Raw genomic sequence first — 22,376 nt, 5'->3', positions numbered from 1 at the left:
CACTGGATAACTTAGGAGGCTGTGCAGGTGCGGCAATGACAGCACGAGAGATGACTGTCGGATACAAATGATAATGATTATCATCTATATGTCAAGCAAAAGTATTTTGCTGTGGGTGGTTTGGGAATTTGTCGGGAAGCAATTGGCAGGGCCAACGGGGTGGGGAAGACGATAGAGGTGTTTTGTTTGTGGTAAATGATTTGAGAATATGGCTGCAAATCGCAGCGGAAGTCGCCACCCTTGGTCAGGCTCATAGCGTGGCTTCGGCTTTTTTTAGCTTTAGGGCAGCGGTTTATAAGCCAGCAGTCCGGCCAGCGTTTCCAGGAGTTCGCTGCGGGGATGATTTTTGATCCAGACCAGCGCGATTTGCCGGCTGGGCCGCTGGCGGATGGTGATATAACGAATGTCATGATCGTCCGGCTGCACGGCGACCGAAGGCATCAGCGTCACGCCGACGCCGTTTTTGACCATGAAACGCAAGGTTTCCAGGCTGGATGCCCGGAAGTCGTGCTCCACAAAGCGCGACGGATGGCATAATTTTAGTGCCTGATCCCGCAAACAATGGCCCTCGTCCAGCAACAGCAGATTTTCTTTGGCCACCGTGTTCAGGTCAATTTCCGCCTGCTCGGCAAGTGGATGGTCGGCGCACACCGCCAGGGTGAAAGGGTCTTCGAATAGGGTTCGCGATTCCAGGTTCGCCTGTTCGACAGGCAAGGCCAGCAAGGCAGCATCCAGCTTTTTGTCGAGCAGTAAGGCTACAAGAGCGTTGGTTTTTTCCTCGACCAGTTGGAGTTTCAGCTCGGGGTAATGCTGCTTGATGCGAAATACGTATTCCGGCAATACGTAGCTTGCTAGTGAAGGAAAAGCCCCCAACGACAACATGTTGCGGTGTCGATCACTGGCGTGGGCGGCGATTTGGCGAATGGAGCGGGCATCGTCAAGTATACGGCGGGCGAGCGGTAAAATTTCCCGGCAAGTGTCGGTGGTTTCTACCGCATTTTTTTCGCGCAGGAATAAATCCACACCTAAATAATCCTCAAGTTTCTTAATCTGCGTGCTCAACGTCGGCTGGCTAATCGAACAATGCTCAGCCGCTTGGCTGAAGTTTTTCAATTCCGCTACGGCCACTAGGTAGCTTAAATCCCGCAAGTTCATCGACTGTTATCCGCTGTTGAGTTAAGTATTCCGAAAGCGCACCCGGACCGGAATCATACCAGCTCGGAAGCGCCTATTATTGACTTGGCCTATCGGTCCATCGAAGAAATCAATTTCAGTTTGCGGCCAATCTCCCGTTGAATATGTCTACCGAACCCGTTTTCTGAAGGGATAGGGTGCCGTTACAACTAAATGCCGCTACAGTTAATCCCGTGCGGTCTTTAAAACGAAAAAAACAACGGCTGGTTTTTATCTTAAATCACAACAAGGAACAGAGGTGCACCATGACAAGCAAGCAAATTTTCCTGGCTTCCACATTGGCACTAGCCATATCAGCGGCATTGACCGCCACACCGGTGCAGGCCGAGCCGGAACCGACCATGAACAGCTTCTGGTGGCCGGAGCAACTGAATCTGCAACCGTTGCGCCAGAACGCCGCCGAATCCAACCCCTTGGGCAAAGCCTTCAATTATGCCGAGCAATTCAAAACCCTGGACTTGAAAACCGTGAAAGCAGACATCGCCGGCGTGCTGCACACCTCCCAACCTTGGTGGCCGGCTGATTATGGTAACTACGGGCCGTTTTTCATTCGCATGGCCTGGCATAGTGCCGGCGTATATCGCATCTTCGACGGTCGCGGCGGTGCGTCCGGCGGTCAACAACGCTTTGAGCCGCTCAACAGCTGGCCGGACAACGTCAATCTGGACAAAGCCCGCCGCCTATTGTGGCCGGTCAAACAAAAGTACGGCGCCAAACTATCCTGGGCTGACCTGATGGTGCTGGCAGGTAATGTGGCCTTGGAAGATATGGGCTTCAAAACTCTGGGGTTTGCCGGTGGCCGCGCCGATGATTGGGAAGCTGAAGTGGTCAATTGGGGCACGGAAAAGAAATTTCTGGCCGATGAGCGCCACGACGGTAAAGGTGAGTTGGCGAAGCCCTTGGCGGCGGTGCAAATGGGCTTGATTTACGTCAACCCGGAAGGCCCTGGCGGTAATCCTGACCCCTTGGCCGCGGCCAAACATATCCGCGAAGCCTTCGGCCGGATGGCGATGAACGACGAGGAAACCGTGGCGCTGATCGCCGGCGGCCATACCTTCGGCAAGGCGCACGGTGCGCATAAACCCGACGAATGCGTGGGCAAGGAACCGGCCGCTGCCGGTATTGAAGAACAAGGTTTGGGCTGGGCGAATAAATGCGGTGCCGGCAACGGCGTCGATACCGTCAGTAGCGGCCTGGAAGGCGCTTGGTCGACCAACCCTACGCGCTGGACCCACGACTATCTGACCTGGCTATACACTTTCGATTGGCAACAAACCAAAAGCCCGGCCGGTGCGACGCAATGGATACCTAAAGACGGCAAGGGCGATAATTTTGTACCGGATGCCCACGACCAGAGTAAACGTCATCCGCCGATCATGTTCACCACCGATATTGCTTTGAAGATGGACCCGGATTACCAAAAAATTTCCAAACGCTTTTTGGATAATCCAAAAGAATTCGAGGCGGCCTTCGCCAAGGCCTGGTTCAAGCTGACCCACCGCGACATGGGGCCCAAAGCCCGCTATATCGGTGCGGAAGTACCGGCCGAAGACTTCGTCTGGCAGGACCCTATTCCCAAAGTTGATCACAAATTGATTGACGCCAAGGATGCCGGCAAATTGAAATCAGCCATCTTGGCTGCGGATCTGACGATTCCCGAGTTGGTGAAAACGGCCTGGGCCTCGGCAGTCACGTTCCGTGGCACCGACATGCGCGGCGGAGCCAATGGTGCGCGGATTCGGTTAGCACCGCAAAAAGACTGGGAGGTCAATGATCCCGCCGAACTGGGCAAAGTGCTGGCAAAACTGGAAGCCGTCCAAACCGAATTCAACCGCTCCTTGAAAGGCGGCAAAAAAGTGTCGCTGGCCGATGTGATCGTGCTGGGCGGTTCGGCAGCGGTGGAGGAGGCGGCCAAAAAAGCCGGTTATAAGGTGCAAGTGCCGTTCAAACCGGGGCGGATGGATGCGGCGCAAGAGCAAACCGACGTCAATTCTGTCGCGGTGCTGGAGCCCAAAGCTGACGGTTTCCGAAATTACTTTGGCAAAGATAATGCGCATTCGCCTGCGGAAATGCTAGTCGAACGCGCGAATTTTCTGACCTTGAGCGTGCCGGAAATGACGGTGTTGGTGGGCGGCATGCGGGCTTTGGATGCGAACGCCGGCCATGCCAAACACGGGGTGTTCACCAGTCGTCCGGGCACGCTCAGTAACGATTTCTTCGTTAATCTGCTCGATATGTCCACGAAATGGACCAAGTCAGCTACTGAAGGCATTTACGAAGGACGGGACCGGGCCAGCGATCAAGTTAAATGGACTGCCACACCAGTGGATTTGATCTTCGGTTCCCACTCCGAGCTACGGGCGGTAGCGGAAGTCTATGCCTCGGCAGACGGCAAGGAAAAGTTCGTGCAGGATTTTGCCAATGCCTGGGCCAAAGTGATGGATTTGGATCGATTCGATAAGCGCTGAGCTTGGCTTGCAAGGTATCCAATTTGGCCGAACTTGGGTCAAGTTGGCTGCCTTGCGCAAAAAATGCCTTTCATCGTCAACTTATTAACCCGGTCCTAGTTGTCACGGGTATGCTGTTTGGGCTGAGCCCTTCAAAGCCGTGGCTGCTGTGTTCTTCGATGGGGGGAACGGTTTTCTGCGTCGGGTTAATACCAGGCTGGTGGCAACCCGCAAACACCTCGGCTTGTGCCAAGTGGTGCCAGGGTCCCTCACAGAGAAAAGTCAAAAAAAGGGCAGTTCGAAGACTGCCCAAAGGGGGAGAACTCAAGGTGAATCAAATCCAGTCGGAATCGTCGCTGTCGTCCGGCACGCTGTAATCTGCGTCGCTAAGTGAAAAATCGTCACTATTATCCAAGTTGGCTTGCTGGATGGCATCGTCGCCGTAATAGTTGTTGACTACTGTCTGTTCCTGAAGGCCGCTGTGTTCGCCCATTGCTTGCTGGCCCCAGGCGCTGGAGCCGTGATGACCCATTAGACTTTCGATGCCTTGGAACAAAAACGAACCGGCGACGACGCCCGCTGCCGTGGTTGCGACATTACCTAAAAAACTACCGCCACCACCACCGAAGAAGCCGGGCGCTTGCGCGGGAGCGGCGCCGCGCGGCATTTGATAATTACCGGCACCGGGCACCGCTCCGCTATTGTTGGCAGGTTGAGCCCACGGATCGTTGCCCAGGAACCCGCCACGTTGTGGGTTTGCACCGGCTTGCAATTGATTTTGCAACTCGGCGATTTGTGCTTTAGCCGCAGTCAAAGCTTGATCCTGCAACAAGGCGCGTTGCACCAGCAGATAAGCGGCATCGGGTTGTTTGGCCACCGCATCTCTAATCAACGCTTCGGCTTCGGCATCTTTTTGGGTGAGCTTTACTTCGTTCAGTTGATTCAGAAACTGGCTGAGCTGGTTGCGTTCCTGTGAATTCATTCAATAACTCCTATCGTGAAGATATAACCCGGCTAAACGCCGGCATGGGCAAAGACTGCAAAATCGCTGCAAAGTTTCTTTAACAGTTGGGTGTGGTTTAGGAAGTTTCAATAGTCCGGGTGAAATAGTTGATGGCGTAAATTGCTTCTTTCTAGCAGCAAAGGGCAACGTATTCAATCACTGCCGGTCCTGTTCCAACGGCGCGATAGACTATGCTTCGGCGCCTGGTGCTGCAATTGCTGCTTTATCTTTGGCATTGCAAATTTCGGAATATGGGTTCTCGCACTTTCCGGGAAAGGGTCGGGGGTAGGGCATCATAAAACCAAAATTGTAAGGGCGGTTACTAGGGCTCGGTTAAAGCAGCCAGCCAAAAACAGCATTGCCTGTTAGTCCGGTTAGCGTACAATCCAGAGTGCTTCGCTAGTCGTTTCAAACCCACTTCAGTCGTTAGTTAGTAGCCGGCCGCTAAATCATACGTGATCAGTAACCCGAACAAACAAGCAGCAATTCAAGCGGCACAGCTTCGGCAACTGTTTGCAGCAAGCAATGTGTCATTGATCAGCAGTACGCTACTGGCGGCTATTTTGGCTTATATGCAGCGCGACATGATTGCGGCTCATGTGGTGCTCAGTTGGTTGACGCTGATTGTGTTGGTGGCGGTTTCCCGCACTTTGCTGGTCAAGGCTTATCGGTCCGCCGCGCCGGAAGTGGGCGAAAGCACTCGGTTCTGGATGAAAAGGTTTCGGATTGGGGTGCTGGCCGTGGGCTTGGTGTGGGGAGCGGCCGGTTTTCTGATGTTTCCGGCCAACAGTTCGCAGCACCAACTCTTTTTGGTTTTCATGCTGGCAGGCTTGTCTGCCGGCGGCGTGGTGGCTTTTTCCGCCGATCTGCTTAGTGCGGTGCTATTTTCTTTGAGCTCGCTACTGCCCATCATTGTCCGCTTGTTCATGTCCGGTAATGGATTGTTTGTGGCGATGAGCGTGGCAGGGTTTTTATACCTGTGCTTCATGGTGATCAGCTTGCGGCGTATCAATCGAAGCATCACCGAGAATATTGTGTTGCATCTCGACGCCGCGGAAAGAGAAGAGGCCATGCGTATCAGCGAGCAGCGCTATCGCTTGTTGCTGAAACATTCGCCCATCGGAATTTTTCATTACGACACCGACCTGATCGTCACTTACTGCAACGAACCGTTTGCCGCTATTTTGCAGAATACCGTCGATAACGTCGTCGGATTGGATATTAAGGGTTTTAACGACGGTTCACTACTTGCCGCTTTGCATCAGGCGTTGAACGGTGAAAAGGTGAGTTATGAAGGCAATTTCAGGCCGGCGCCGGATGCCGCCGGCATAGTGATAGACATGAGCTGCGCGCCGTCCCGCGACGGCGCCGGCAAGATTGTTGGCGGTATTGCGATTATTCGGGACATCAGCGAGCGTAAACAGGCGGAAGAAATGCTGCGTATCAGCGCCATCGCCTTCGAATCGCAGGCGGCGATGATCGTCACCTCCCCGGACGCGATAATCCTGCGGGTGAATCGAGCCTTTACCGCGCTGACCGGCTACGAAGCGCAAGAAGTAATGGGGCAAACGCCGCAGATGCTCAACTCCGGTCGGCACGACAAGGGATTTTTTACCGCCATGTGGACTTCATTACAGGAAACCGGCCACTGGCAAGGTGAAATCTGGAATCGGCATAAGAATGGCCTGATTGTTGCGCAATGGCTGACCATTGCCGCCGTAGTCGCGCCCGATGGCCGCATTACCCATTACGTCGGTACATTTTCGGATATTACCGAGAACAAGGACGCGGTGGCGGAAATCCACCGATTGGCCTATTACGATCCTTTAACCCATTTGCCTAACCGGCGTTTGCTGCAAGACCGCTTGGGCCAGGAGTTGGTTGCCGGCGCCCGCAACGGCTTGTATGGCGCTATCCTGTTCTTGGACCTGGATAATTTCAAGACGCTTAACGACACGCGCGGCCATGAGGCCGGTGACCAATTATTGATAGAGGTGGCGCGGCGCTTACGTACTAGCGTGCGCGAATGCGACATCGTCGGCCGTCTGGGTGGGGATGAGTTTTTGGTGTTGCTCTCAGATTTGAGCGCCGATGTCGAGCTTGCCGCCATGCAAACCAAGCAAGTCGGCGAAAAATTGCTGGATGCGTTGGCTCATCCTTATGACATAAACGGCTATGAGTTCCATTGTTCGGCCAGTATCGGCATTCGCTTGTACCGTGATCACGAGCTTGCGGAGGAGCTACTCCGGCACGCCGATCTTGCTATGTATCAAGCCAAAATGGCCGGGCGTAATGCTGTGCGTTTCTTCGACCCGAGCATGCAGGCGCTGGCGACTGCTCGCGCCGATTTGGAAAAAGATTTGCGCCTTGCGCTGTCTCAAAATCAGTTCAAGCTGTATTTTCAAGCGCAGATCTACCGAAACCACCAAGTAGTGGGCGCCGAGGCGCTGTTGCGTTGGCAGCATCCGCAACGCGGCTTGGTATCGCCGTTGGAGTTTATTGCCTTGGCGGAAAAAACCAGTTTGATTTTGCCGATTGGCCAATGCGTGTTGGAAGCCGCTTGCACGCAACTGAAGCAGTGGGAGCAGCATGCGCGTTCGCGGCAATTTCGGCTAGCCGTTAATGTCAGTGCGCGCCAGTTTAGAGCGGCGGATTTTGTCGAGCAGGTGCGGCGGACGCTGGATAGCCATGGCGTTAACCCGGACTTGCTGGAACTGGAACTGACCGAAAGTCTGGTCCTTGAGAATATCAACGACACCATCTCTAAAATGCACGCGCTCCGAGAGATGGGCGTGCGCTTTTCGTTGGACGACTTTGGGACCGGATACTCGTCGTTTTCCTATCTGACGCAGTTGCCGTTCGACCAGTTAAAAATAGACCGCTCCTTTGTGCATAACATCGGTATCAAAACCAGCGATGCGGTGATCGTGCAAACCATCATCGGCATGGCCCACAATCTGGAGATAGAAGTCATTGCCGAAGGCGTCGAAACCGAAGCGCAGCGCTTGTTTCTGGAACAGCACGGCTGCCACGCCTGTCAGGGGTTTTTGTTCAGCAAGCCGGTGCCGATAGACGAATTTATGGCCTGGAGTCGGCGTTTGCCCAAGTGCTGACCCAGCCTGTTAATGTAGCCGCTCCGGCTATCAGGCATGCACCTGGCCTTTCGCGGAATTGTTGGTATATTCCTGTTTACTGCCGTTTTTACTAAATTGGGTTTGCCGGGGCTCCGAATGAAATCGTCCGATACACATCCGCACAATTCCCGGCTGGCAGTCCGCGAGGCTTTGAAGGCAGCAAGCAATGACTATCACAACCGGTTAAATCAGCATAGTTTTCTGGTCGGAATCACCCAACCAGACTATTCGCTGGCTAAATACCGAAAGCTGCTGTCCGCTTACTACCATCTCTATCAGGCTTTGGAACAGCGGTTAATTGCCTTTCAGTCTTCTCAAGACTGTCAATTCGACTATTCTCAACGCCTTAAGTTGCCTTGGATTTGCCGCGATCTGGCGTTTTTGGGGATAGACCCGCTTAGGGAATACAACATGGCGCAAAACCTGCCGGCACCGCAGGTAGCCAGCATGGGTGAATATACCGGGGTTTTATACGTGATAGAGGGATCGATGTTGGGTGGACAGCTTATTTCGCGTAGCCTTGAGGCCTACCACGGTTTAAATGGCGAAGCCGGCGCTTGCTTTTTCCGCGGTTATGGTCAGAACACCGGGCCTATGTGGCAAGATTTTCTGCGGTTTGCGGAAAACCTAGCCGGTGACGATGACCAGCGTTCGGCTGCCGAGCACGCGGCCTGCCAAACTTTTCAATTTTTTATTCAAGTACTGGATGATTATGCCTATTCGTAAGTTACACGTTCTCCGCCCGGTCTAATGGATGATATTGATCAACAGGCGTTGCAACAAGCCCTGGAAAAGTGCGCGGCAGAGCCCATTCAACAAATCGGGCAGATTCAGCCGCATGGCGCCTTGTTGGTTTTAAGCGCTGATCGTCCTTACACGGTATTGCAGGCGAGCGCCAATATTAGCGAATTTTTCAGCGAATTGACCGGCGATGTTTACGGTAAACCGCTTCAGGAGTTGGTCGGCGAAAAAATTGCCGGGCAAATCGAGCAAATGTTTCAATCGGCGCAGAGTAAAAACACTGCCGCCGGGAAACTCAGCATTCCCCAGCGCCAGGGCCCTTTTGATCTACAGGCCCATGCTTATTTGAGTGACGGGCTATTTGTGCTGGAACTCGTGCCTGATCACGACGCCGACCAGGAAGGGCGATTGTCCGAATTGCTAATGGAAATGCAGGAATCATTGCTGAGATACGACGCGAATAGCGATTTCTCGCGCTATTTCGATGATGTCGCGCTGTTGGTGCGGCGGATGAGCGGCTACGATAGCGTGATGATCTATCGGTTTGACTCTAATTGGAACGGTCAAGTGATCAGCCAAAATAGCGTGGATCATGCGCCATCCTACCTTGGGTTGCACTTTCCGGCCAGTGACATTCCGCCACAAGCGCGGCGCCTTTACACGAGTAATCTGGTACGCTTGGTTGCCGATATTGATGCCGAGCCGGTGCCCATTTTACCTGGCCTCAATCCCGTAACCGAAAGGCCCTTGGATATGAGTTACTCGGCGTTGCGTTGCCTGTCGCCGATACATATCCAGTATTTGCGCAATATCGGTGTGCAGGGCTCAATGGTGATTTCTTTGCTGCAAAACGGCCGATTGTGGGGATTGATAGCTTGTCATCACTTCACGGCAAAACGTGTGTCGATTGCTCAACGCGAAGCGGTGACGTTTATAAGCCGGATGGTGTCGTCGAAATTATCCTCGATTGAGGCCTTGGAGCAGTACAACTGCGTTGCCAGCGCTAACCATGTGATCGGTGAGTTGCTGAATTATATTTTTACCGATCACGAGCAACGGGTCTTGCAAAGGTTACTACCGCCATTGATGGCGTTGCTGGATGCAACCGGGATATTAGCTGTGGTGGAAGGTAAGCGGCATGTTTACGGCGAGGTGTTGAAACCTGCAGATCTAGGGGCATTATTGCTCTGGCTGGGCAAACAAGCCAGCGGCCAGATATTTAGTTCTGATCATCTTGCCAATGATTTTTTACCGGCAGAAAAATACCAGGAAATAGCCTCAGGGATATTGACCACACCGCTGCCCGGCGATATGCGCAATGTCATAGTTTGGTTCAGACAGGAAAAGCCGCGCACCGTAAGCTGGGCGGGCAAGGCCGAGAAAGGCTTGGTGATGGACAAAAGCGGAAACTACCAACTGACACCGCGTAAGTCATTTGAAATGTGGACGGAATTATGGCGGGGTCGCAGCGAACCTTGGTCGCCTGTACAAATTGATATTGCCCGGATGTTGGCGATGACCTTACCCGAGGGCTTGGCACAAAAAAGCCGGTTGGAGCACGCGCTGAGACAGCAACAGTTATTGGACGCGGAGCTGCGGATTGCCGCTACCGCTTTCGAGTCGCAGGAAGGCATCGTGGTTTTGGACGAGAATCGCTTGATACTGCGGGTAAACCAGGCGTTTACCCGTATTACCGGTTACCTCAGCGAGGAAGTAGTAGGCAAGAATCCGCGGGTATTGGAATTGGATTTGCAGGGTCTGGTCTATTACGAGGAGATGTGGGAAAGGGTCAATAACTCAGGGGTCTGGGAAGGTGAGATTTCTAGTAAACGCAAGGACGGTGCGGTGTTTCCCATGCATTTGGCCGTCAGTACGGTGAAAGACCCGACGGGTTGCATCAAAAATTATGTGGCCACGTTTGTAGATATTACCTCGATTAAAGCCGCTGCCGAGGAAATTGAGCGCTTGGCGTTTTATGACCCGTTGACCGGTTTGCCGAATCGCCGATTACTGCAAGATCGTTTGAAACGAGCGCTGATTGCCAGTGCGCGTAGCGGGCGGGAGGGGGCCATCCTGTTTATCGATTTGGACAATTTCAAGACCTTAAACGACACCCTCGGTCACGACATGGGTGATTTATTGTTGCAATTGGTGGCACAACGTTTGGTGGCTTGCGTGCGCGAAGGCGACACGGTTTCGCGCCTGGGCGGGGACGAATTTGTGGTGATGTTGACGGATCTGAGCGATGAAATGCTGGATGCCGGCGCGCAGACCGAAGTGATAGCGAATAAAATCCTTACTGCCTTGACGCAAACCTACCGGCTTGCCGACCACGAATATCGCAATTCGCCCAGTATCGGCGCGGTGTTATTCAACGACCATGATTCGGACATAGAAAGCTTGCTGAAACAAGCCGATATTGCCATGTACCAGGCAAAAAAAGCCGGGCGGAATACCATACGTTTCTTCGACCCTGCGATGCAGGCCAGTATCAATGCCCGGGTCAAATTGGAGGCGGATTTACACGGCGCTTTAACGGATAAGCAATTCCAACTGTATTATCAGCCGCAAGTCTCGCAAGGTTTGGATATTATCGGTGCTGAAGTCTTAATCCGTTTTCAACATCCCGAACGCGGCTTGATTTCACCGGCTGAGTTTATACCCTTGGCCGAGGATATTGGTTTGATTGTGCCGATAGGGCGTTGGGTACTGGAAACCGTTTGCCGGCAGCTGAAGATTTGGGAAAGCAGCACACATACTCAACATTTGCAACTGGCTGCAAATGTCAGTGCGCGGCAGTTTAGGCAAACTGATTTCGTCGACGTGGTGCGGCAAATCATTCGAGAGAGCGATATCAATCCCAATCGCTTGAAGTTGGAGTTAACTGAAAGTCTGGTGCTCGACGATATTGATGAGACCATCCGCAAAATGCATGCGTTAAGGGAAATTGGCGTGCGTTTTTCAATGGATGATTTCGGCACCGGGAATTCCTCGTTATCTAATCTCAGAAAACTGCCCATCGACCAATTGAAGATTGATCAAAGCTTTGTGCGGGATATTTCTGTCGATCCGGACGATACCGTGATCGTCCAAACGATTATTGCCATGGCCAATAATCTGGGTTTGGACGTCATAGCCGAAGGGGTGGAAACCGAAGAGCAACGTTGGTTTCTGGAAAACCATGGCTGCCATACATTTCAAGGCTATCTCTACAGTAAACCCTTACCGTTAGATAGCTTTGAACGCTTGTTACCGGGGTGAACAAGTTTAGCCCGCCGGCGGATGTGATTAGAGCTTCCGTAATGCTGGCTTCTTTGATTTTGGTTTTGCGGCGAGTCTAACCATCATTCCTAAAGTCTGACCTGGCATAAGCCGGTCAAAAAATTCCCACAGCAAATACTTACCTGTAGAATCGCCGTTTTTTTGCCAAGCGATCCGGGGAGCAAAAGTCGAATGGGTAGAGCGTATCAAAACCGTAAAGTGTCCATGGCCAAGACGGCTGACGCCAAGGCCAAGGTTTACAGCAAATATGGTCGGGAAATCTATATGGCCGCCAAATCCGGTGGTATCGATCCATCCGGCAACTTGACTTTGCGGGGGTTGATCGATAGAGCCAAAAAAGACCAAGTGCCTACGCATGTCATCGAAAAAGCTATCGATAAAGCCAAGGGCGGCGGCGGAGAAGATTTTGCGCCTGCCCGCTATGAAGGCTTTGGACCTGGTGGCTGCATGGTGATCGTCGATTGCTTGACCGATAATCCCAATCGCACGTTTGGTGATGTACGGCTGTGCTTTACCAAAACCAAGTGCAAGATCGGTACGCAAGGTGCTGTCAGCCATATGTTCGATCATTCGGCAATCCTGGCCTTCAAGCACAATGACGAAGATGCCGTGTTGGAAGCCCTGCTCAGTGGGGATGTGGATGTGTCCGACATCGAAAACGAGGACGGCAAGTTGACCGTGTTTACCCCTCATGCCGACTACGCGAAAGCCAAGCAGGCCTTAACGGATTTGTTGGGCGAGATCGATTTTGAAGCGGATGAAATTCAGTTTATGCCTAGAAGTGTTACCCCTATCAGCGGCGACGATGTGGTGATGTTCGAAAAGTTTTTGGATATGTTGAACGACCTGGATGACGTGCAAAACGTTTTCCATGATGCCGAGTATTAAAGGCAAAACCGTTCAGTAATTTGAGATATTGCATTCAGGAACCTCAGCGTTCCTGATCCACTAAAGTGCATTGCCATTGCTTGTTTTAGCAGGATAACCTGGCTATTGTTTCTTTTCGTAAAACAAACAATATGTATTAGAGGGTATTGTTGATAAATTATATCTATCTTATAGTGTAAGCGTGTTTATTACGGAGTAACAAAAATGAATGACTTACAAAAAGATATTTTGAACGGTTTGGCTTTTATCACCGGCGTGATCGGTTTTATGTCAGGCGAATTTATTCTTTCATCGGCACTATTTGCTTCAACGACTGTTGCGAGCAACATCAACGTAAATCGGAAAAAACGCCAGGATTAAGCTGGCTCATTATAGGGCGGTTTTATTGGCCTATATCGTTTTAGCAGGGAAATAAGGCATCGGCTTAGGCCGGGTTTTTCCGGAGTCTGCTGTCATCTTCTCGATCTTATCCTATGATCGACAGATTTAAAAATCTATCCGCTCCGGCGCCACCCGCAACACTTCCTCAATGGTGGTAATGCCGGCGGCAACTTTTTCCGCGCCACTTAGCCGCAACGGACGCATACCTTCTCTGATCGCTTGGCGTTGCAGTAACAGCGTATCGCAGCCTTCCACGATCAATTTTTGCAGGGTCGGCTGGTTTTCGAAAATTTCGTAGATGCCGATACGGCCGGCAAAGCCGGTATTGCGGCAGGTCTTGCAACCAACAGCTTTATAAATGTGTTTAGGGGTAGCGACTTTAAACGGCGCCACCAATGCCTGCCACTGTGCTTGGTCTACGGTTGTCGCGGTTTTGCATTGCCCACATAGCACTCTTATCAAGCGTTGAGCCATTACCCCCAAAATGGTTTGCTGAATCAGATAGCCTGGCAAGCCAAGATTTAACAAACGTGTCACCGCAGCCGGCGCACTATTGGTATGGAGGGTGGAAATCACTAAATGTCCGGTCAGCGAAGCTTGCACGGCCATTTCCGCGGTCTCCAAATCGCGAATCTCCCCGACCATAATAATGTCGGGATCTTGCCGAAGTAGGGTGCGAATCCCACTGGCGAAATCCAAGCCGATATTGGCCTGAGTCTGCATTTGATTGAAAGCCGGCTCTATTTGCTCGATGGGGTCTTCCACGGTGCATAGATTGATTTCCGAGGTGGCCAAGCGCTTCAGCGTGGAATATAAGGTAGTGGTTTTGCCGGAGCCAGTCGGGCCTGTCACCAGAATAATACCGTGGGTCTGGCTGGTCATCCGGTTCCAAATCCCCAGCTCCTGTTTATTAAAGCCCAACTGCTCGTAATCGCGCAGCAGCACTTCCGGGTCGAAAATTCGCATCACCAGCTTCTCGCCAAACGCAGTCGGCATGGTGGAAAGCCTTAATTCTATCTCTTTGCCGTTGCTATTTTGGGTCTTGATTCGGCCGTCTTGCGGCAGGCGTTTCTCGGCGATATTCATCCGGCCTAGAATCTTCAAGCGGCTTAAGACCGCATTCATAATCGGCATCGGTAGTTGATAAACCTTGTGCAGAATGCCGTCGATCCTGAATCGCACATTGCCTTGCTGACGGCGCGGTTCGATGTGAATATCGCTGGCGCGCTGGTCGAAGGCATATTGCAGCAACCAGTTGACCAAATTCACCACATGCTGATTGTTCACGTCCAAATCGGCGCTTTTACTCAGCTCGACCAACTGTTCGAAGTTCTGGCCTTCCGTGGTGCGGCCATCATTGTGGGTTTGCGCGCCTTTCAGCGATTTGGAAAAGTTATAAAACTCGTCCAGATAGCGTTTGATCTCGTCCGGATTGGCAAACACGCAGCGAATCTTGCCGTGGTGCATCTTCGCCAGGTCGAGTTGCCAGGCACGGATGAAGGGTTCGGCGGTGGCTACCACGATTTCATCGGCGTCTATCTTGATCGGCAAAATATTATAATTGCCGGCGTAAGCCTTGCTGAACAAGGCAGTGACCGTAGGTACGTCGATTTTCAGTGGGTCGAAATAGTAATAAGGCATAGCCAGCTTTTTCGCCAGCCATTGGGTCAAGTCTTCTTGCGTCAACGGCGTGCCGAGCTGGCTTTGGTCGGCGAGTTCGCACTCTGCTAAGACCTTTAACGGATGCTTGTTGAGATTGATTTTGGCGGCTGCGTATTGCCGGCATTTTTCGACATCCTTGGCGGATAACATGCCGTCTTCTTCCAGCCACTTTACGATCTGGTTGATGTCCAGCTTTCTGTCTTCGGATTTGTGTTCTTCCCGCATACGCCTGGTTTGCTATGATATAAAGGTTTAGTCTAGCCAAATATGCAGGACGCTGTGTAGATTTAAAGCTTGGCGGTGGAATTTTCAGGCAGAGCATGGAACACTGCAAAAAGGCAAAGTGAGACGGCGACAAGAGCTATAATAGCGAATCGACTCTTTAATATGGAGTGGTTTAAGTCTTAACCCTACAATTAAAGCTTCCAGAAACAAACTACTTTCAGGATTTTTAAGCGATGTTTACCCAATTGCATCCAGGCAAGAACCGGGCACTTTTGATAGAAGTGTGTTTATTGACCAGTGCACTGCTGCTGCCCGGATGCGCGAGTACGGAAAAGCGTGATGAGCTTTCCGTTAATGAAGCGGGCCATGCTGATCCGTACGAGGGATTTAACCGGTCCATGTACGGTTTTAATATGACACTGGACAAATATTTTTTTAAGCCGGTTTCCGATGGTTATAAATTTATTACACCTGATTTCATGGAAACTGGCGTCAATAATTTCTTCACCAACTTGAAGGGTATTAACGTGGTGCTCAACGATGTCCTTCAGGGTAAATTCCAACAGAGCGCTTCGGACGCAGGACGCTTTTTAACCAATACCACCATTGGCGTGGGTGGATTAATAGACGTCGCCAGCGAGGTCGGTTTAAAAAACAATGTTGAAGATTTTGGGCAAACTTTGGCTGTGTGGGGAGTCGGGCAAGGTGCGTATTTGGTGTTGCCGGTTTTTGGGCCCACCACTATTCGCGATGGCGGCGCGGGCATCCTCGATAGAGCCGCCAACCCAGGTACCTACGTGCCGGGTACCGGTATTCTCGAGGGGATTAATGATCGGGCAAATGCCGAAGGGGCGTTGAACTTTATCAATGAGGCTGCTTTAGACCCGTATGTGTTTACTCGGGAATCCTTCCTGCAATATCGGCGCAATTTGGTCAACGACGGAAAAAGCGACAGCGCGAACTATGATCTCGATATTGATCCCACCGTTGACGCTGCGTCTGAACCCAAGCCCGGCAGCTCGGACGTTCTCAAGCCATCGCTAGACACCACCAACAAGACTGAACAGAGTGGGTCACCGTCCACTCAGCCTGCCGTCGGCGCTACTGCCGATACCAATGCCTTCGACAACATGCTGCAATCGTTTGAGGAAGCTTCAAACAAGCTCGATAAACTGAGTAAGCACAGACGTAGAAGGTGAGTAAAGACCTGGATAAAGCCCGTTATGCGGCTTTATCCAGGCAAGCTCTTTTGACTGTTTGGTAACGTATTGGAGAAGGCCTTTTTTCCACGATGTACTAAGCAACGCCTCGGGGCAATCCAGAGGTTTGGTGTTTGAGCGAATTTGATCTAATCGGATGGTGCGGAATGATCGGATACAGATTGCTTAGCGGTTTGCCGCTTTTTCCTGACAGCATAAAAGTAGGTCATGCCGGAAATGGTGCCGCATACCGTGGCTAATTTATCCAGAATAGGCGCGACGGTTACTATCAAAGGTTCATCGACCAGCCCCAACCAGACGCCAAAAGCGCTTAGGCCGGTCGGCGTGGCTATTGTCGCCGCGACAGCCGATAGCCCGGCAATGATGCCTGTCGCCATGGCGATATGTTCTACCCTAGTGGCAATAACTTCGTGGTTCATGTGGATTACGGGCGTAGATGGTGGACTAATCGCAACCGGGTTTCCCGGCGGCTCAGCAGAAAAATCGCCTGCATTTTAGTCAGTTTCGAGCTGCTTGTCAGCGGGAGTGGGCAGCGAATGCTGGCAAAGATTGTCGGCAATCGTTGGCGTTATCGGGCTGAGGTTTCTTTGCTGCGCTGAGTGCCGGCAATATCCGAAATTGGTGTTTGACATTCCTCTGAACCTGGAGTAATACGGTGTCCTATTGGAGTGAAACTGCATGTTCATTCCGAAACCTGCCGCCAGCCTGCGGTGTATTCAGGGAGTTTAGAACGCTATGTCTTCCCTAACTGTTTCCAGTGTTAATCAATCCGGCTTTCAACAGTTGAGCGCGCTGACGGCCAAAAGAAATGCCGACCAAGCCGAGCAAATGGCGCAAGCCTTGAGAAAACAGGCGGATGCCGTTCAAGCCCAAGCCGACCAATATGCAGCCAAAGCCCAGGCGCTCGATTCCCAAGCCAGTAAGGCCAAGGTGGACTCTGACGCCGCGCACTTAAGACTGAATCTGTCCAACGCTTTTCAAGATGCAGGCGCGCAGTTAACTAAGACTATTCAGAACGCCGAGGTAAGACCGTCTACCTATTCGCAAACCGTGGCGGGTATAACGACAACTTCTGCGGCTGATGACAACAAAGCGGTGGGGAGTTCAATAGACATCGTTGCTTAGCCTGATTACCGTTCAGTTAGATAAGCAAGAGGCCGTCAAAAAACAGTAAGCGAGGTGACATCATGTTGTCGTCAATCAATACTAACAACCTAGACAAATCCCAAAGTCTGATCCAAACCAGCATCCAGCGCCTTAGCTCCGCGAAGCGGATCAATTCGGCCGCCGACAACCCTGCCGGGTTGGCAATTGCCGATGCCATAAGCAGTCGCTTGGGAGGGCAAAACCAAGCAATCGGCAATATCGGCAAGGGTCTGTCGCTTACGGATACAGCCAGTAGCGCATTAACTCAGGTAACCGACAACCTACAACGCATTCGTGAACTGACGGTGCAAGCCGGAAACGGCTCCCTGTCGGCCGCTGATCGGCAAAGCCTTCAGGACGAGATCAATGGCTTGGGTAAAAGCATTGATGGTATCGCCGGTAACGCCCAGTTCAACGATCAAAAACTGTTGGACGGCAGTTTTTCCGGTCAATTGCAAATCGGCCCCAATCCCGGAGATACCCTTGGCTTAAGCCTCAGTAATGTATCCAGCACCGCCCTGGGTGTGTCGGGATTGGATGTATCGAGCGCTGCAAATGCGTCCAATGCGCTGGATAGCATAGACAGTGCGATTAAAAATGTCGGGAATCAGCAGAGTAACTTGGCAAGTACTGCTGCAGGCTTGAATTCAAATCTGGCGAATCTGAGCAGCAGCTATCAGAATCTGGCCGAAACCCGCAGCCGTATTCAAGACACTGACTATGCGCAAACGGCTGTTGACTTGAACAAGGGAAAGTTGCAAAACCAGGTGGCTAGCTACGCGCTCAAGCTATATCAAGACAATCAAAAAGCCGCATCGGCGTTGTTAACCGGAATCTGAACGCCGTGTGACCTGCATCTACACGTCAGGTTTTGATTGTCCGCAATCGCCTATCGCTTTTCCGCTGTTTTATCGGCGCGCTGCCGCTGCTTAGGCGGAAGGATGGGTAGCCTAGTGGGCGTGATTGCTTAGTGGCGACTCAGTAAGCGCTTACGCAGTTTCAGCGGTTTTACCAGGACAGGAAAAAGCGCGAAGCGCCGCACCAACCATTTTCTGAATTCTTCCAGCAGCAGCATGCCGAGCGCAAACGGCAAGGTAAACAGCCAAACTTTGATGTCTATCGGCGCGGTGCCGAACAGCGCGTTGCCCCAGGGCGTGTAGACAATCGTCAGAATCAACGCAATTTCTAGAGCGATGCCGGACAGGATCAGCTTATTGTCCAAGAACGATGTGGCTAACAGGCCGCGTTGCCGCTGTTTGCAAATAAACACATTGGCGATCTGCATCATGATGATAGCGGTCAGGCAGGCGGTAGTGGCTTGCAGGTAGAGCGGGTGATGGTTGGACAATATCTCGCCATAATCCCAGCCGCCGCGATGCAACACAAAAAAGAATGCAGCCATTGCCGCGAGGGCTTCCAGCAGACCCAGGAAGCCGTAAGCCCTGGCCAGCAAGCGCCAGTCGATCAGCGTTTCCTTGTAAGAGCGCGGCGGTTTGTTCATGGCGGATGCATCCGGCTTTTCCACGCCCAAGCCCAAAGCCGGCAGCATGTCGGTGCCCAAGTCAACCGCCAAAATCTGGATGATGGTCAATGGCAGCGGAATTTTGCACAACACAAAGGCCAGATAAGGGATCAGTTCCGGGATGTTGGAGCTGAGGATATAAGTGAGGAATTTGCGGATGTTGTCGAACACCGCGCGGCCTTCCTCAATGGCGGCCACGATGCTGGCAAAGTTGTCGTCCAGCAAAATCATATCGGCCGCTTCCTTAGCGACATCGGTACCGGCCTTGCCCATCGCAATGCCGATGTCGGCTTTCTTCAAGGCCGGTGCGTCGTTGACGCCGTCACCTGTCACCGCGACCACATGTTTCTTGCGCTGCAAGGCATCCACGATCAGCATTTTCTGGTCGGCGCCGACCCTGGCGAAAATAATCTCCGGCGCATCCAAGGCCACCTGCAACTGGCTGGACGTGAGTTTTTTCAGTTTATCGCCGGTAATCACCTTGGGATTTTCGGTTTTGACCAAATCGATTTGCCGGGCAATCGCCACGGCGGTATGCGGATGGTCGCCGGTAATCATGATGACTTTAATGCCGGCGATATGGCATTGAGCGATGGCATCCGCGACTTCCGGCCGCGGCGGATCTTCCAGACCGACCAGGCCGCTGAAAATCAAGGCTTGTTCCGGCTCGGCTTCGACAGGGTCCGATAGGGGCCGATAGGCAAACGCCAGCACGCGCAATCCTTGGTCTGCCAGGATTTTTAGAGCGTTTACCAGCTGTTGACGACCAGCGTCACCGAGAGGTTCTACGTTACCGTGCATCACAATGTGCCGGCACAGCGGCAGCACCATTTCCAGTGCACCTTTGCAAAACAACATTTTGCCTTGTGGTGTATTGTGAATAGTCGACAGGCGTTTGCGGTCGGTATCGAAGGGCACTTCGCCGATTTTCGGGTAATCGATGCGCATGCCTTGTTCATGTGCCATGGACACCAGTGCCACTTCCATCGGGTCGCCCAGCAAACCTTTGCCTTCCACGTGTTTCAGGCTATGGCACAAAGCCGCGTTGGCTAAAAAGGCGGTGTGATGTTGCAGGCTATCGCTGCCCAATTGCTCGGGTTGCCAATATTGATTGTCCAGAAACAGCTGCTTAACCGCCATGCGGTTTTGAGTCAGCGTACCGGTTTTGTCGGTACAGATTACCGTGGTCGAGCCCAGGGTTTCCACCGAGGGTAGGTTGCGGATCAAGGCATTACGCTTGGCCATGCGCTGGGTAGCCATCGCCAGCGACAGCGTCACGGTGGGCAGCAGACCTTCCGGGACATTGGCGACGATGATACCGATCGCAAACATAAAGTTTTCCCAAAACGTCAGGCCGATGAATTGCCCGATAAAGAAAAACACCACACCCAACAGCAGGGCCAGCAAAGCCACAAAACGGCTGAGGCGGCTTATTTGCAATTGCAGCGGCGATTGGCCTTTGACGGTGGTTTTCAGGGTATGGGCAATCTTGCCGAATTCGGTATGCATGCCGGTGGCAAACACCAGTGCCTTGCCTTCGCCGGCCACCACCGAGGTACCGGCCAATAGAATGTTGCGGCTTTGGCTGATGTCCTCGACATCCGACGCTTGCGCGTCGCGGCCCTTGGGGAGTGACTCGCCGGTGATGGTGGCGTTGTTTACCCGCAAATTAAATGCTTCCAGCAGCCGGCAATCAGCCGGCACGTTATCGCCTTCCTGAAATACCAGCAGGTCGCCCGGCACCAATTCGTCGGCAAATACCAAACTCAGCTCGCCGTCTCGGATCACTTTAACTTGATGCGGCAGCAGCTTTTGTAAGGCGGCGATTGCTTGCTCGGCTTGATGCCGTTGCCAGAATGAGAAACAGCCGTTGATCGCTATGACACCCAGCACCGCATAGCCCAAAGTGGCCATGCCCTCGCCGGGTTGCCGGGATTCCGCGAAAAAGGCCAATCCGGCTGCCAGCCATAAAATTAAGGCAAAAAAGTGCAGAAACTCTTGGGCAAACAGTAGCAAGGCCGAGGTTTTTTTCGATTCCTCGATACGGTTGAAGCCAAATTCATGTAAACGGCCTTCAATGGCGGCATCGGCGAGGCCGTTCATGCTGGAGCCTAAACTGTCCAGAGCTTCTTCGGGGCTTAGATGGTGAATTTTCATGCTCGTAATCCGATTAGCAGAATTAGGTTCGGCAGTTTAAAACGACTCGGAGTATTTCCGGTATGCGTCTCGGTGTGTCCATCAGCTTACTTGCGTTTTGGATGGCGTAGCAGGCACACTCTCTCATTTTTGGTTTGGATAGAAAAGATGAGCTTGAATTGCCGCTATTCTCTCGCGCCTTTCGCCGTCAGGTACACGACTGTGTTGGCTTTATGTGCTTTGCAAGGCTGCTTTTCGCCGCTGGCGCTGGACAGGGCAGTTGTCGAATACGACAAGGTTGCCACCGATATTTTGTCGAAACAATTGTTGCTGAACATCGGCCGGGCCCATCAGCACCAACCCATGCATTTCACCGGTGTCTCGAACATCGCCGCTACGTTTAATTTTCAATTCAATGCCGGTGCCACGCCGGCCTTTACCGGTGAAGTCGGTTCGGTGATGACGCCCGTATTTGGCGGGACGATGTCGGAAAATCCGACTATCAGCATTGTGCCTATTGAAGGCGAAGAGTTTACCCGGCGCTTGTTGACACCGTTTCAGGAAAGCAAGCTGACCATGTTGTTGCGGCAAGGCGTGGACGTGGATTTGGTGCTGCGTCTGCTTGCTGGCGAGCTGCGTCTAAACGGCGGCGAGCAGGCTGGCGTGTACTTGAACAAACCCATGGATGGTGACGGTTATAGGCTGTTCCGCCAAGCCGTGCTGCATTTGTCGTCCATTCAGGATAGCCATAAGTTGTTTGTGGAACCGTTGATATTCAATCGCAGCTGGAGTCTGCCTGCCGAATCGCTAAACGCCGAGCAATTGGCTGCTTTGCAAAAAGACTATAAAGTTGAGTTTAGCGCAGACCAAAAGCAACTGACCTTAACTAAGCGGGTGACCGGACGAATCCTATTGACCAATTACGATCCCGTAACATTGAGCAACGAAGAGCGTTTGCGTTTGCATGAAGAAGCCGATCAAGGCGCCGAGAACGATGTCAGCGTCGATATTCGAGCAGGCTATCCTGGTGGCGAGTGGCCGCTGCATGGCGTGTTTCGTTTGCGCAGTTTTCACAATGTATTGAATTTTATCGGTCAAACGATAAGCGACGATCCGGAGTATCCTGTCGATAAACATCCGCAAACGCCTTCGGTTAGAGAGAATCCTGCGCAAACCATGGCCTTGCTGGTTAGCGAAGACGAGCCGTCGTCAACCGATATTAGTGTGCGTTTCGGCGACAATTATTATGCCTTAGAGCCGGAAACCGGCTATCAATGGAATCGGGAAGGTTTTAGATTGTTATGCCAGATTTTTCAAATGACCATGACCGATTTGGCGCGCAAAGGTGCGCCGGAAATCACCATTTCCAAATAAACGGGAGACATTTTGAGCGAA

Annotated in this window: 15 protein-coding genes; 10 read left to right on the top strand and 5 right to left on the bottom strand. The window is 52.2% G+C overall.

All coding sequences use genetic code 11. The features are described from left to right. Nucleotides 1–279: 279 nt before the first annotated feature. A complete protein-coding gene (locus tag JL719_RS16145; RefSeq protein ID WP_033155321.1) occupies nucleotides 280–1,155 on the bottom strand; it encodes a LysR substrate-binding domain-containing protein in 876 nt (291 codons plus the stop codon). Between the two features lie 284 nt (nucleotides 1,156–1,439). Here JL719_RS16145 and katG point away from each other — a divergent pair, with 284 nt between their 5' ends. Then, nucleotides 1,440–3,662, top strand: coding sequence for a catalase/peroxidase HPI (gene katG, locus JL719_RS16140; RefSeq protein ID WP_033155320.1), 2,223 nt, complete (start codon nucleotides 1,440–1,442; stop codon nucleotides 3,660–3,662). 313 nt (nucleotides 3,663–3,975) lie between these two features. On the opposite strand, the gene JL719_RS16135 is transcribed toward katG, so the two are convergent. Then, entirely contained in the window at nucleotides 3,976–4,623 is a 648-nt protein-coding gene (locus JL719_RS16135; RefSeq protein ID WP_033155319.1) for a DUF2076 domain-containing protein, read from the bottom strand. Nucleotides 4,624–5,099: 476 nt separating this feature from the next. On the opposite strand from JL719_RS16135, the gene JL719_RS16130 reads away from it, so the two are divergent. The 5 genes from JL719_RS16130 (at nucleotide 5,100) to JL719_RS16110 (ending at nucleotide 13,049) form a co-directional block, all read left to right on the top strand. Continuing rightward, the gene (locus JL719_RS16130; protein WP_051669622.1) at nucleotides 5,100–7,757 is read left to right on the top strand and encodes a bifunctional diguanylate cyclase/phosphodiesterase; all 2,658 of its coding nucleotides are present in this window, start codon (nucleotides 5,100–5,102) and stop codon (nucleotides 7,755–7,757) included. Nucleotides 7,758–7,874: 117 nt separating this feature from the next. Beyond that, nucleotides 7,875–8,504 (top strand): biliverdin-producing heme oxygenase, encoded by a 630-nt coding sequence (locus tag JL719_RS16125; RefSeq protein WP_165385974.1) that lies wholly within the window; start codon nucleotides 7,875–7,877, stop codon nucleotides 8,502–8,504. A 24-nt stretch (nucleotides 8,505–8,528) separates the two neighbouring features. Further along, nucleotides 8,529–11,780 carry a bifunctional diguanylate cyclase/phosphodiesterase gene (locus tag JL719_RS16120; RefSeq protein WP_051669618.1) on the top strand — a complete coding sequence of 1,084 codons (3,252 nt, stop codon included), beginning with the start codon at nucleotides 8,529–8,531 and terminating at the stop codon, nucleotides 11,778–11,780. 192 nt (nucleotides 11,781–11,972) lie between these two features. After that, nucleotides 11,973–12,689, top strand: coding sequence for a YebC/PmpR family DNA-binding transcriptional regulator (locus JL719_RS16115; RefSeq protein ID WP_033155318.1), 717 nt, complete (start codon nucleotides 11,973–11,975; stop codon nucleotides 12,687–12,689). Between the two features lie 204 nt (nucleotides 12,690–12,893). Then, nucleotides 12,894–13,049: a hypothetical protein gene (locus JL719_RS16110; protein ID WP_165385973.1), complete on the top strand. Its 156-nt coding sequence runs from the start codon at nucleotides 12,894–12,896 to the stop codon at nucleotides 13,047–13,049. 126 nt (nucleotides 13,050–13,175) lie between these two features. Here the strand turns inward: JL719_RS16110 and tfpB are convergent, their stop codons facing one another. After that, nucleotides 13,176–14,957 carry a type IV pilus assembly ATPase TfpB gene (tfpB, locus tag JL719_RS16105; RefSeq protein ID WP_033155317.1) on the bottom strand — a complete coding sequence of 594 codons (1,782 nt, stop codon included), beginning with the start codon at nucleotides 14,955–14,957 and terminating at the stop codon, nucleotides 13,176–13,178. A 233-nt stretch (nucleotides 14,958–15,190) separates the two neighbouring features. On the opposite strand from tfpB, the gene JL719_RS16100 reads away from it, so the two are divergent. Beyond that, a complete protein-coding gene (locus JL719_RS16100) occupies nucleotides 15,191–16,156 on the top strand; it encodes an MlaA family lipoprotein (protein ID WP_033155316.1) in 966 nt (321 codons plus the stop codon). A gap of 149 nt (nucleotides 16,157–16,305) precedes the next feature. Here the strand turns inward: JL719_RS16100 and JL719_RS16095 are convergent, their stop codons facing one another. After that, complete coding sequence (locus JL719_RS16095; RefSeq protein WP_051669617.1) at nucleotides 16,306–16,596, bottom strand: hypothetical protein; 291 nt, start codon at nucleotides 16,594–16,596, stop codon at nucleotides 16,306–16,308. Nucleotides 16,597–16,912: 316 nt separating this feature from the next. On the opposite strand from JL719_RS16095, the gene JL719_RS16090 reads away from it, so the two are divergent. Both JL719_RS16090 and JL719_RS16085 read left to right on the top strand, forming a co-directional pair. Next, nucleotides 16,913–17,302 carry a hypothetical protein gene (locus tag JL719_RS16090; protein ID WP_033155315.1) on the top strand — a complete coding sequence of 130 codons (390 nt, stop codon included), beginning with the start codon at nucleotides 16,913–16,915 and terminating at the stop codon, nucleotides 17,300–17,302. A gap of 62 nt (nucleotides 17,303–17,364) precedes the next feature. Next, nucleotides 17,365–18,162: a flagellin gene (locus tag JL719_RS16085; RefSeq protein ID WP_033155314.1), complete on the top strand. Its 798-nt coding sequence runs from the start codon at nucleotides 17,365–17,367 to the stop codon at nucleotides 18,160–18,162. 128 nt (nucleotides 18,163–18,290) lie between these two features. Here JL719_RS16085 and JL719_RS16080 read toward each other — a convergent pair whose 3' ends face one another. Beyond that, nucleotides 18,291–21,002 (bottom strand): cation-translocating P-type ATPase, encoded by a 2,712-nt coding sequence (locus JL719_RS16080; RefSeq protein ID WP_033155313.1) that lies wholly within the window; start codon nucleotides 21,000–21,002, stop codon nucleotides 18,291–18,293. 147 nt (nucleotides 21,003–21,149) lie between these two features. Here JL719_RS16080 and JL719_RS16075 point away from each other — a divergent pair, with 147 nt between their 5' ends. After that, on the top strand, nucleotides 21,150–22,355 hold the full coding sequence (locus JL719_RS16075) for a hypothetical protein (protein WP_051669615.1): 1,206 nt from the start codon (nucleotides 21,150–21,152) through the stop codon (nucleotides 22,353–22,355). The last annotated feature ends 21 nt before the right edge of the window (nucleotides 22,356–22,376 follow it).

The organism is Methylomonas sp. LW13, from assembly GCF_016865255.1.
Lineage (GTDB): Bacteria > Pseudomonadota > Gammaproteobacteria > Methylococcales > Methylomonadaceae > Methylomonas.
This window is presented reverse-complemented; position numbering and strand designations above follow the sequence as displayed.